General features: G+C 42.9%; 8 protein-coding genes. 5 read left to right on the top strand and 3 right to left on the bottom strand.

Annotated features, from left to right (window positions below):
• Positions 1-26: 26 nt before the first annotated feature.
• Positions 27-1,157, bottom strand: a complete 1,131-nt coding sequence (locus A9260_RS03650) for an S-(hydroxymethyl)glutathione dehydrogenase/class III alcohol dehydrogenase (protein ID WP_068696303.1) — start codon at positions 1,155-1,157, stop codon at positions 27-29.
• A gap of 118 nt (positions 1,158-1,275) precedes the next feature.
• On the opposite strand from A9260_RS03650, the gene A9260_RS03655 reads away from it, so the two are divergent.
• Together A9260_RS03655 and tadA are read left to right on the top strand one after the other, a co-directional pair.
• Entirely contained in the window at positions 1,276-2,190 is a 915-nt protein-coding gene (locus A9260_RS03655) for a LysR substrate-binding domain-containing protein (protein WP_068696308.1), read from the top strand.
• Positions 2,183-2,758: a tRNA adenosine(34) deaminase TadA gene (gene tadA, locus A9260_RS03660; RefSeq protein ID WP_082957042.1), complete on the top strand. Its 576-nt coding sequence runs from the start codon at positions 2,183-2,185 to the stop codon at positions 2,756-2,758. Before A9260_RS03655 ends, tadA begins: the two co-directional genes overlap by 8 nt.
• Before the next feature lie 378 nt (positions 2,759-3,136).
• On the opposite strand, the gene mltF is transcribed toward tadA, so the two are convergent.
• The gene (gene mltF / locus A9260_RS03665; protein WP_068696310.1) at positions 3,137-4,606 is read right to left on the bottom strand and encodes a membrane-bound lytic murein transglycosylase MltF; all 1,470 of its coding nucleotides are present in this window, start codon (positions 4,604-4,606) and stop codon (positions 3,137-3,139) included.
• 338 nt (positions 4,607-4,944) lie between these two features.
• On the opposite strand from mltF, the gene purL reads away from it, so the two are divergent.
• Positions 4,945-8,838: a phosphoribosylformylglycinamidine synthase gene (purL, locus tag A9260_RS03670; RefSeq protein ID WP_068696312.1), complete on the top strand. Its 3,894-nt coding sequence runs from the start codon at positions 4,945-4,947 to the stop codon at positions 8,836-8,838.
• Positions 8,839-9,078: 240 nt separating this feature from the next.
• On the top strand, positions 9,079-9,615 hold the full coding sequence (locus A9260_RS03675) for a DUF3332 family protein (RefSeq protein ID WP_068696313.1): 537 nt from the start codon (positions 9,079-9,081) through the stop codon (positions 9,613-9,615).
• A gap of 97 nt (positions 9,616-9,712) precedes the next feature.
• Here A9260_RS03675 and A9260_RS03680 read toward each other — a convergent pair whose 3' ends face one another.
• Positions 9,713-11,185 (bottom strand): aminoacyl-histidine dipeptidase, encoded by a 1,473-nt coding sequence (locus tag A9260_RS03680; protein WP_068696314.1) that lies wholly within the window; start codon positions 11,183-11,185, stop codon positions 9,713-9,715.
• Positions 11,186-12,129: 944 nt separating this feature from the next.
• On the opposite strand from A9260_RS03680, the gene A9260_RS03685 reads away from it, so the two are divergent.
• A complete protein-coding gene (locus A9260_RS03685; protein ID WP_068696319.1) occupies positions 12,130-13,422 on the top strand; it encodes an NCS2 family permease in 1,293 nt (430 codons plus the stop codon).
• The last annotated feature ends 7 nt before the right edge of the window (positions 13,423-13,429 follow it).

The following is a 13,429-nucleotide window of genomic DNA, read 5'->3' on the forward strand; positions in this document are numbered from 1 at the left end:
ATGAAGGAGCGTTGTACTGATTTTACTTATTTATCAAAATGAATAACGGTGCGGATGCTTTCACCTTTGTGCATAAGATCGAACGCTTCATTAATCTCTTCCAGTCCCATGGTATGCGTGATGAACTCTTGCAGACCAAACTCACCAGCCAGATATTGCTCAACAAGTCCTGGCAGCTCAGAGCGACCTTTAACACCGCCAAATGCACTGCCACGCCATACGCGACCAGTAACGAGTTGGAATGGACGGGTAGAAATTTCTTGCCCCGCGCCTGCCACACCAATGATAACGGATTCGCCCCAACCTTTATGACAGCACTCAAGCGCTGATCGCATCACGTTGACGTTACCGATACATTCAAATGAATATTCAACGCCGCCGTCAGTGAGATCAACGATGACTTCTTGGATGGGCTTGTCATAATCATTTGGATTGATGCAGTGAGTAGCGCCTAACTGTTTAGCCAGTTCAAACTTACTTTCATTGATATCAACACCAATGATCATATTAGCGCCGGCCATTTTAGCCCCGATCACCGCTGACAAGCCAATGCCGCCAAGACCGAAGATAGCCACGTTATCGCCTTTTTCGACTTTAGCGGTTTTCAGCACTGCGCCCATACCTGTCGTCACACCACAACCAAGCAGACACACTTCTTCTAGTGGTGCTTCTTTAGACACTTTTGCTAATGATATTTCAGGAAGAACCGTGTATTCAGAAAATGTTGAACAGCCCATATAGTGATAGATAGGCTGACCATCTTTATAAAAGCGCGTTGTGCCATCTGGCATTAAACCTTTACCTTGAGTTTCACGAACCGCTTGGCATAGGTTAGTTTTACCTGACTTACAGTACTTACATTCGCCGCATTCAGCCGTATAAAGCGGGATAACATGATCGCCCACTTCAACACTGGTCACGCCTTCACCAATCATTTCAACAATGCCGCCACCTTCATGGCCGAGAATAGACGGGAAAATGCCTTCAGGATCTTCTCCTGAAAGAGTAAATGCATCGGTGTGACACACGCCACTGGCAACGATTTTCACTAACACTTCGTCTTTTTTAGGCAGCATGACATCAACTTCTTCCATTTTTAATGGTTGATTTGGACCCCAAGCAACAGCGGCGCGTGATTTGATAAATTGTTCGGTCATGATGATTTCCTATTAGCAAAAGGGTTAAGTAAAACTTTAGACTATGAGCGCAATTATATTGTTTCTATTACGATGATAAACTAGCCTATTGGTAAATTACTTTTACGTGAGTGTAATAATGAGTCGATGGGAAGGCATAGAAGAGTTCATTGCCGTGGCAGACAGTGAGAGTTTTACTAAAGCGGCTGAAATATTGCAGACCTCGGTGGCTCAAGTGAGCCGAAAAGTATCGGCTTTGGAGGCGCACCTAGGGATCAAACTGGTTCTTCGAACCACTCGTCGGGTATCGGTGACCGAAGTGGGACTTAGCTATGCTGAGCAGTGCCGAATGTTACTTGATGGGTTAGCTGAGGCTGAAAGAGAAGTGACAGAAGTGCACTCTCAACCTATTGGACGTTTAAGAGTGACGGCCCCAATCACTTATGGCGAAACCGTGATCGCACCACTGTTAATTGAGTTTGTGAAGCGCTATCCGCAGATAGAACTTGATCTGCAATTGAGTAATCAACGCCTAGATTTAATTGCAGACAAATTTGATATTGCGATTCGTATTGGCGATCTGGCGGATTCGACCTTAATAGCCAAAAAGCTTACCGAGCGTCAGCAATATGTTTGTGCGAGTTCTGAGTTTATTGATGCTCACGGATTGCCAACGCATCCTTCGCAACTGTCAAAATACCCTTGCTTATTAGGTTCTTCATCCACTTGGCGTTTCAATGAAAATCAGCACAAATTAAATCTAACCATTAAAGGCAGTTTACGTTGTAATAGTGGTTATGCGCTGACTTTGGCTGCATTACAAGGTCATGGTATTACCCAGCTTCCAGACTTTTATGTGGCTGCGCAGATAAAAGATCAACAGCTGATAGAAATATTAAAAGAGTACCGTTGTGATAAAGAACCTATTTGGGCGCTTTATCCTCAAAACCGCCATTTGTCACCTAAGGTAAAAATGGCGATAGAATTCTTGAGTGAACAACTCTCGCAAGGTACATTGCCTGCAAATACTATTCACAGGTCCAATTATGAGTGATCAACAACGCCATTCAGTTACTGAGCCCTCTGTTACTAGCTCTTCTGTTACCGAGATAGCCTTCACAGAGCAAGATAAGCTGTTTATGCAAAAAGCCATCCAGCTTGCGCATAATGCAGAGCTAGAAGGGGAAGTTCCGGTGGGCGCTGTGCTAGTAAAAGATAATGAAATTATTGCTACTGGTTGGAACCGCTGTATCGGAAAACACGATGCCACTGCGCACGCTGAGATTCAGGTGCTAAGGCAAGCAGGTGAAACCCTGCAAAACTATCGCCTGCTCGACACAACCTTATATGTGACGCTTGAACCGTGTCCTATGTGTGCGGGCGCTTTATTACATAGCCGAGTAAAGCGTATTGTTTTTGGCGCGCCAGATTTAAAAGCAGGAGCGGCGGGGACAGTATTGGATTTGTTTGCCAGCCAAGCGGCTTATCATTATGCAACGGTAGAGTCGGGGCTATTGGAAGACGAATGCAAAGCACAATTACAGGCGTTTTTTAAGCGACGTAGGAAAGAACAAAAGGAATTAAAGCGTTTGAAAAGAGAGGCGGAGCAGAAGGGGGATTAGGCAAACATTCAACGCTAATTGGCTAAATGTTTGCTTACGGTTTTACTACAAAGCTAATGTTACGTAAGAACGGTTTCGCCAAAGAAGTTTTTTCTTATTATTGGCTAACATGCGCTTACGACGATTAGCTGAAACAGTGCTATTTGATAATTTTTTTGATAGCTTTCTTTTTAGTTTCAACGAACAATCTCCTATAGAACTTCGTGATAGCAAACGGTTTAATCACTGACGTTTTCATGTTTGCGTAACTCATATATAGACCACCATTGTTACTATTATATGAATCCAAGCATAGGATGTAGATCTCATATTAAAGCAAACATTTGTATGCTTGCGCGTAAAATGTGAGCTATCTCTACTCAGTTCACTGCTATTTAATTATTCGTCAGTAGAGCTTGAGCCTTGTGATTGCAAGGGTTGCGGAGCTTCGATAACAATGAAACCTCCGGTGTTGCTTTCGACACTACTATGGTCTCGTTGATCAATGTGACCAATAATACTTTGATAATAGCGACGAATATTTTCGACATAATTTAAGGCTTCATCACCTCGAGCGTAGCCATATCGAGTGTATTCGTAATAACCTTTTTTACGCAAAAGTGGCAGTCGAGTTTTAACATCACTCCACAGATCAGGGTTTGCACCTTGTGCTTTTGCAATTCGTCTGGCGTCCATCACATGGCCATAGCCAACATTATAAGAGGCGAGGGCAAACCAAATCTTTTCATGTTGATTGATACTATCGGGAATACGATTAACGATTTTTCTTAAATACTCCACACCACCGCGTATGGATTGCTCTGGATCTAGGCGATCTTTAACACCGACAATTTTAGCGGTTGGTAGGGTGAGCATCATCATCCCTCGCACACCCGTCGGAGACTTTGCTTTAGGGTTCCAGTGAGACTCTTGATAAGCCAATGCCGCAACTAAGCGCCAATCAAACTCTCCAGCATATTGCTGAAATAGTGGTTCCCACTTTGGTAGCTTGCTATCTAGTGCACGAACAAATGCGCGTGTATCAACGTAATCGAAATCTTCAATATGCCCAAAATACTTCTCTTCGATAAGGTGTAATTGACCATCTTGATGAATATTACCAAAAAACTCGATCACCAGAGCATACAGGCTGTCATCAATACCTTTGCGTAAATACCATGATGTAGGCTGATCTTCAGTCAGTTCAAAAGCCAAAGCGATATTGGGGTAAATGCGCTGCGCAAGTGACAACTCGATAGAGTCAGCAACGGTAAATAGACGTTCACCTTTAGAGACTTGATGAAGAAGATCGTTAAGATCGTAGTTATCGGTAATCGTGTATTTAAGCTTAGGGTGGGTTTGGGTGAGTTCTTGTAATGTATGCTGAAAATGAGAACCTTTGACCACAGTTAATGATTCGTCACTCTCGATTAACTGCTTAAGATTTCTTGGTCGCCAAGTGCCCTTTTTGTAGACGACTTGTTGGCTGACATAGTAATAGGCAGGGCCTGCGCGAAATGCTTTTACTCGGTTTGGTGCTTGAGTCAGTCCTGCTGCAACAATATCTATTTCACCATTTTTTAAAGCAGGGAAAAGCTCAGATAGGCGATAAGCAGGCTTTATTTCTAAGCGTACGCCGAGTTGCTCAGCAAACTTTGAAGCCAGTTCATATTCCATACCCGTTGGACCATCAGGACCAATGTAATAAGACAGTTGATTATTGAGTGTGCCCACACGTAACACACCTCGTTCTTGGATCTTTTGCAGTTCATTTTTAGTGTCAACTTCATACTGACAACCCGCAACAAAGAGCAAAGCCACTAACGCTATAGCCAATGTATAAATTTTAGTTAACACCGACTGACGCATAGTGTTGGGAATCTCCAAAGATTAACGATACAAGTTTTATATATACCCTTTATATCAAACCCATTATCAGGGGGGAAGCGAAAGCGCTTCTGACCTTAGTGAGTGCCTATTTTATTTTTAAATGATGGGTAATTTACGGTCACTATTTTTCCTTGATAACTCTGTCGACGCAAAAATTTGCGCAAACGGTTGCTTTTTGTGTTACTTCACAAAAAGATTTGCTTTATAATACGCCGAAAACAACATAGGTAATGTTGAAGTAAAAACAATAATTAAAATTAACTCATTGTTTTTACTTGAATATCATCTTTAATCCATCATCAAAGAGACCTAAGCACATGAGAATTTTGCGTGGTTCCCCAGCTCTTTCTGAGTTTCGTGTACAAAAATTACTAGAACTTTGTCGTGAACAAGACCTGCCAGTAACCGGTATTTATGCCGAGTTTATGCATTTTGCAGATGTGAGTGTAGAACTCGATGCCTCAGAGACAGATAAGCTAGAAAAACTGCTTACTTATGGTCCAACGATCGAAGAACATGAGCCACAAGGTACATTGTTACTAGTGACTCCACGTCCTGGTACTATCTCTCCATGGTCATCTAAGTCTACCGATATTGCCCACAACTGTGGTCTAGATACAGTGAAGCGTCTAGAACGTGGTACAGCGTACTATGTTGAAACGTCGGCTCAATTAGATGAAGCTCAACTTAACTCAGTAAAAGCATTGATTCATGACCGCATGATGGAAGTGGTCTTTAATGAAATGGAACAAGCCTCTGCTTTATTTACTGTTGCTGAGCCTGCGCCACACACTGTTGTTGATGTGCTTACCGGTGGCCGTAAAGCTCTTGCAGAAGCCAACATCACTTTGGGTCTTGCGTTAGCTGAAGACGAGATTGATTACCTAGTCGATAGCTTTAATACGCTAGGCCGTAATCCAAACGACATTGAATTGATGATGTTTGCTCAAGCTAACTCTGAGCACTGTCGTCATAAAATCTTTAATGCAGATTGGACAATCGACGGCGTCGTTCAAGACAAGTCTTTGTTCAAAATGATTAAGAACACCATGGAAGTCACTCCTGACCACGTATTATCTGCTTATAAAGATAATGCAGCGGTAATGGAAGGCTCTGAAGTTGGTCGTTTCTTCCCAAATCCTGAAACGCGTCAATATTCTTACAACCACGAACCTGCACACATCTTGATGAAGGTGGAAACTCATAACCACCCAACGGCAATTTCTCCATGGCCAGGTGCTTCTACCGGTTCTGGTGGTGAAATCCGTGATGAAGGCGCAACAGGTATCGGCGGTAAACCAAAAGCAGGTTTAGTGGGCTTTACTACTTCAAACCTACGTATTCCTGGTTTTGAACAACCATGGGAAACCGACTTTGGTAAGCCAGGTCGTATTGTTACGGCATTGGATATTATGACTGAAGGTCCGCTAGGCGGCGCTGCATTCAACAATGAATTTGGTCGTCCAAACCTACTGGGTTACTTCCGTACTTACGAAGAAAAAGTGACTTCTCACGCGGGTGAAGAAATCCGTGGTTACCACAAGCCAATCATGATTGCTGGTGGTATGGGTAATATCCGTGATGGACACGTACAGAAGAAAGAAATTCCTGTTGGCGCTAAGCTGATTGTTCTTGGCGGTCCTGCTATGAACATCGGTCTTGGTGGCGGCGCGGCATCTTCTATGGCATCAGGTCAATCAGCAGAAGATCTAGACTTTGCTTCAGTACAACGCGAAAACCCAGAGATGGAACGTCGTTGTCAGGAAGTGATCGATGGCTGTTGGCAGTTAGGTGACGATAACCCAATTGCATTCATTCACGATGTGGGCGCAGGTGGTATCTCTAACGCACTACCTGAGCTTGTTGATGATGGCGAACGTGGTGGTAAATTCCAACTACGTGACGTGCCTAACGATGAGCCGGGCATGAGCCCACTGGCTATCTGGTGTAACGAATCTCAAGAACGTTACGTAATGGCTGTTTCTGATGAAAACATGGCAACCTTTGATGCAATTTGTAAACGTGAACGTGCACCGTATGCGGTTGTCGGTATCGCAACAGAAGAGCGTCAACTGACTCTAGAAGATTCTCACTTCGACAACACGCCAATTGATATGCCAATGGACGTACTTTTAGGTAAGACACCTAAGATGTACCGTGATGTGAAAACTCTTAAAGTGGATAGCCCTGCGATCAACCGCGATGGCATTGAGCTAAATGAAGCGCTAGACCGCGTTCTACGCTTGCCAACCGTTGCTGAGAAAACATTCCTTATCACCATTGGTGACCGCAGTGTGACGGGCTTGGTTGCTCGTGACCAAATGGTTGGTCCTTGGCAGGTTCCTGTGGCTAACTGTGCAGTTACTGCGGCAAGTTACGATACTTACCACGGCGAATCTATGTCTATGGGTGAGCGTACTCCGGTTGCACTTCTAGACTTTGGCGCTTCAGCGCGTCTTGCGGTAGGTGAGTCTCTGACTAACATCGCCGGCACTGATATCGGCGATATTAAACGTATTAAGCTTTCTGCTAACTGGATGTCTCCAGCAGGTCACCCTGGTGAAGATGCGGGTCTTTATGAAGCGGTTAAAGCGGTAGGTGAAGAGCTTTGTCCTGCACTGGGTCTAACGATTCCTGTTGGTAAAGACTCAATGTCTATGAAGACTAAATGGAACGAAAACGGCGAAGACAAAGAAGTGACTTCTCCACTTTCATTGGTTATCACCGCATTTGGTCGTGTGGAAGATGTTCGTAAGACAGTGACTCCTCAGCTTCGCACTGACAAAGGTGAATCAAGCCTAGTATTGGTTGATCTTGGTAACGGTAAAAACCGCATGGGCGCAACAGCGCTTGCGCAAGTTTACAAGCAGTTGGGTGATAAGCCTGCTGATGTCGACAATGCAGAGCAGCTAAAAGGCTTCTTTGATGCAATGCAAACGCTGGTTCGTGATGACAAGCTTGTGGCTTACCACGATAAAGGCGATGGCGGTTTATTAGTAACGCTTGCTGAAATGGCATTTGCGGGTCACTGTGGCGTGAAAGCTGATATCTCTGAGCTTGGTGAAGACACTCTAGCGGTACTATTTAACGAAGAGTTAGGCGCAGTTGTTCAAGTTAAGAATGATGACCTTGAACTGGTTCGCACAGTACTTGCTGAAAATGGCTTACAAGATTGTTCACATGTTATCGGTACTGTAGAAGCAACCGATAGCGTTGAAATCTTTGCTAACGGTAACGCTGTGATACAACGTTCTCGTACAGAGCTTCGTACTATCTGGGCTGAAACCACGCATAAGATGCAAGCACTGCGTGATAACCCAGCTTGTGCAGACCAAGAGTTTGCAGCGAAGAAAGACAACTCAGATCCTGGTTTGAATGTTGACCTTAGCTTTGATGTACGTGAAGACGTAGCAGCGCCTTACATCGCAACAGGTGTTAAACCTAAGATGGCTATTTTACGTGAGCAAGGTGTTAACTCTCACGTTGAAATGGCAGCAGCATTTGACCGCGCAGGTTTTGATTCTGTTGATATCCACATGAGCGACATCTTAACTGGTAAAGCAGTACTAGAAGAGTACCAAGGTCTTGTGGCTTGTGGTGGCTTCTCTTACGGTGACGTACTGGGTGCGGGTGAAGGTTGGGCTAAGTCTGTCCTTTTCAATGCTCAAGCGCGTGACCAATTTGAAAGCTTCTTTAATCGTCAAGATACTTTCTCTCTAGGTGTGTGTAACGGCTGTCAAATGCTATCAAACCTAAAAGAATTGATTCCTGGCGCTGATCTTTGGCCTCGATTCGTACGCAACGAATCAGAGCGCTTTGAAGCTCGCTTTAGCTTGGTTGAAGTTCAGAAGTCTGATTCTGTATTCTTTGATGGTATGGCTGGTTCTCGTATGCCTATCGCTGTTTCTCACGGTGAAGGCCGCGTAGAAGTGAAAGATACTGCTCACCTAAATGCGATTGAAAATTCTGGTACGGTTGCACTGCGTTATGTAGACAACCTAGGTAATGCGACTCAGCAATACCCGAACAACCCGAATGGTTCACCAAACGCGATTACAGGTCTAACAACCGCTGATGGTAAGGTAACAATTATGATGCCTCACCCTGAGCGTGTATTTAGAACGGTAGCTAACTCTTGGGCTCCTGAGTCTTGGGGTGAAGATTCTGCATGGATGAGAATGTTCCGCAATGTTCGTAAGAACATCGGCTAATTCATACCTAGCATAATATGAAATTGATAAGCGACCTTTTTAGGTCGCTTTTTTTATGTTTGCGAAATTGAATTTGGTATTGATGCTTTATCGACGGCCTACCTTGAGCGAGAAATGCTGTTCTTAAAATGACACATAAAAAAGTGTAAATAAGTGGGACGATTAATGGTAAATGCTTGAAAGTAGACTATTTTGAAAAGGGATAGGTGTTTCATTATAAAAAACGGAAGGAACCACAGAATGAAAAAACTTGGCTTAAAAGCAGTAGGTCTAGCAGTAGTTGCAGCGTCACTAACTGGTTGTATTGGTAGTAATGCCGTGACAGGTTACGTCATGAAGTTTAACTTGGAAGTTGTCGATAACCGCTATGCTCGTGGTGGTGTGAACATGCTTCTTGCTCCTGTGTATGCATTGTCAGTTGCCGCAGATACTTTAATATTTAACTCTATCGAATTCTGGGCGGGTAAAAACCCACTAAATGGTAAGCCGCACATCTTTGATTCAAAAGTTGATACAATGTACAACATGAACAAAGATCTTGATCCTTCTCTAACGGAAGCGCCGCTTGATCCAATCACTATGCGTCAGGTTGAGTCATCAACATTTGAAGCGATTGATGCGAATACAGTGCAAATGAACGTTACCTACAATAATGGTGATAAAGCACTGATTATGGGTATTCGTGATGGTGAGAAGGTTAGCTATTACTACAATGGCGATCTTGTGTCAGAAACGACACTTTCTCAACTGCAAGAACTTGCCGCAACCAAAGCGTAAAGCATCTTTTAAAAAGACAATTTATTGTTGTTTGATTTAGTAAAAAGAAGCCGAGCATAAATGCTCGGCTTCTTTTATATTTAGCTAATGGTGAAGTTTATGCTTTTTCTGGAATATGTTTAAGCAGATTAACCATTTGTTCCCAATACAGATCAACCGTATCAATTTTAACCTTCTCATCGGGTGAGTGAGGGAATTTGATGGTTGGACCAAATGAAACCATATCCATATTTGGATAAGGCTTTTTAAATAAACCACACTCAAGACCGGCGTGAATAACCATGATGTTTGGCTTATGGCCATAAACTTCTTGGTACATGTCACGGAAGATAGCCATGATTTCAGAATCTGCATCAGGCTTCCAACCTGGGTAAGTACCAGAGAAAGTCACTTTAGCACCGGCAAGATCGCCAATTGAAGTTAGCATACCTTCAACTTGAGTTCTGCCTGAATCAATTAAAGAGCGGATAAGACACAAAGCGGTGACTTTGTCTTCTTCTGTGGTAATAACACCAAGGTTTAAAGAGGTTTCTACTACGCCTTCAATCGCATCACTCATACGCATTACGCCGTTAGGGCATGCATTAAGTGCTGCAATAAATGCTTGTTGGCTTTCTTTAGCAAATACAGCAAATTGCGCTTGTGTATCTTCAATGAAAGTCACAAGGCCAGTTTCAACTGCGCCAAGTTCGTTAGTAAGCATGTCTGCATAAAAGCGATATAGCTCTTCTAGCTTAGCTAGATTTTCTGTTGGCAAAGCAACCGTTACAGAACCTTCACGAGGAATCGCGTTACGTAGGCTACCACCATTAAAATCAATCAGTCTTAATTCTAATTCTTGTGCGTGACCAGCAAGAAAACGAACTAATAGTTTGTTGGCATTGCCACGACCAGTATGAATATCACAACCAGAGTGACCGCCTTTTAAACCTTTCAGGATCAGTTTTTTAGTGACGTATCCTTGTGGAAGTGCTTCACGAGTAATCGCAAATTCTAGGCTAGAGTCTACGCCACCTGCGCAACCCATATACACTTCACCTTCTTGCTCAGAGTCGGTGTTAAGTAAGATATCACCTTCAAGCCAGCCTTCTTTAAGACCAAACGCGCCGTTCATTCCTGCTTCTTCATCAATAGTCAGAAGCACTTCAATCGGTCCGTGCTCAATCTCTGTGGATGCAAGAACAGCCAGACATGATGCCATGCCAATACCATTATCAGCGCCAAGAGTTGTACCTGTCGCGGTTACCCACTCACCATCAATGTATGGAAGGATAGGGTCCGTTGTGAAGTCATGCTCTGTATCTTCATTCTTTTGCGGCACCATATCGATATGAGCTTGAAGAACAACGCCTTTCTTATTTTCCATTCCTGTGGTTGCAGGTTTTTTGATAAATAGATTACCAACGGCATCCGACTTTACTGAAAGCCCTTGCTCTTTTACCCACGCCACGATGTGATCGGAAAGCGCCTGTTCATGTTTTGATGGGTGAGGGATAGAGCAGATCGTATCAAAAAATGGCCAGATTGGATTTTTAGTTTGCTGGCTAATCTCGTTAAGAAACTGGGACATGTAATACTCCTTCATGCATAGGGGGACAGCATTTAATTGCTGTAGATGGCCGTTTACTTTATCGGTCAATTTTATGCGAGCAGAATATCACTCTAGCGTGTAGTTGGACAGGTAAAGTACCAGATGTAACGTAAGCTAAAGAGGGATTGTTATAAGCGAGTAGTTAATATGTTTCGACCTTTATTTATTTCGATGGTGAAATTAAATTACCAAACTAGCTCACTAAATCGTCTTTTCTTGTATGACTTAATAATAATACTTGTAATTAAATTACAGTATTGGTAATATATTTCCTGTCGATACAGACAACCCTTCTGTGAGTTACCCCACTCATTATACTGTCTGTATCAGTGCTAATTTAAAGTATTAATCTGTTGTTTATCAATTGGTTAGTATTGAAGTTGTAGTTATTAATCTTTCGGCTTGTCGGCCAATGAAGGTTATATAACTATGAATTCAGCCCTTTAGTAGGGTTTTTAAGCATGTGATTGAACTTCGGTTCACCCCTGATATATTAGAAATTAATTACTGATTTCATAAGCCGTCCAATCTGGAGCGGCTTTTTTTTCGCCTCAATGTTCTCTACAAATCCGTTCTATATTCCGTTCACTTATCTTGTTAATAAGTCAGTTTGAGTGCGCTAAAGAGCATATCCTTGTGAGTGATGTATTTTTATGTGCTACATGGGTAGAAAATCACTGTATTTTGCCAGATAAATTTGCAATGTGTACAAAAAGCACACTCTTTGATCTAGAGCACTTTATGAGTAAATATACTTTCATATCAATAGGTTATGTTGTCGGTGGGGGGCTAAAATAGGCGGTGTATTGTCTATAAATGAATTTCTGAATAAAACAGTATGGTATTTCGTTATTTAACTCTCTATAATTCACGCCAATTTAGATACGCAAACGTTTACTTTTACATATTTTTAGGAATTGATAATGCTGGAGAAGCTCTTCAAACTACGTGAACACGGGACAACTGTTCGCACGGAAATCATTGCAGGTATAACTACCTTCCTGACAATGGCTTATATCATTTTCGTTAACCCGACTATGTTATCAGCAACAGGAATGGATCATGGCGCTGTATTTGTTGCTACCTGTCTAGCCGCTGCAGTTGGCTGTCTTGTTATGGGTCTATATGCTAACTATCCTATCGCTCAAGCGCCGGGTATGGGTCTAAATGCTTTCTTCACTTATGGTGTTGTATTGGGCATGGGCTATGAGTGGCAAGTTGCATTAGCAGCAGTATTTGTCTCGGGCGTATTATTCATTATTCTTAGCCTTCTTCGCGTTCGAGAGTGGATCATCAACTCAATTCCAATGTCACTACGTACTGGTATTTCAGCCGGTATTGGTCTTTTCTTGGCATTTATCGGCCTAAAGAATGCCGGCATTGTAGTGGATAACCCAGCAACGCTTGTTTCTATGGGTGATATTACTGGCCTGCACGCTGTATTAGCTGCGGTTGGCTTCTTTATTACTATTGCATTGGTTCACCGTGGTGTTCGCGGCGCAGTAATGATCGCAATTCTTGCGGTTACTGTTTTAGGCATGATCTTTGGTGATGTTCAATATCATGGCATCATCGCTCCGCCTCCAAGTATCGCACCGACATTCATGCAATTGGATTTTTCTGGTGTATTTGAAGTTGGCATGATTTCAGTCATCTTTGCGTTCTTGTTTGTCGACTTATTTGATACAGCAGGTACGTTAGTCGGTGTTGCATCAAAAGCGAACCTAATGACAGAAGATGGCAAACTGCCTCGTTTGAATAAAGCATTACTTGCTGACTCTACAGCAACATCAATTGGTGCTTTGCTTGGTACTTCAAACACGACTTCTTATGTAGAATCTACAGCGGGCGTGGCAGCTGGTGGCCGTACTGGTCTTACTGCCGTAACGGTTGGTGTGCTTTTCTTATTGGCTTTGCTGTTTTCGCCATTAGCGGGTATGATTCCGGCATACGCTACTGCGGGTGCGTTGTTTTATGTTGCTATCTTGATGCTATCTGGTCTGGTTAATATCGACTGGAGTGACATTACAGAAGCTGCACCTGTTGTAGTAACTTGCTTATTGATGCCATTAACATTCTCTATTGCAGAAGGCATCACACTAGGCTTTATTTCTTACGCAGCAATTAAATTGTTGAGTGGTAAAGGACGCGATGTATCCCTTAGTGTTTGGGTTATGTCTGCTATATTTATTTTGAAATATGTATTAGCCGCTTAATTTAGTC

It is taken from the genome of Vibrio sp. UCD-FRSSP16_30, from assembly GCF_001676025.1.
Classification (GTDB): Bacteria; Pseudomonadota; Gammaproteobacteria; order Enterobacterales; family Vibrionaceae; genus Vibrio.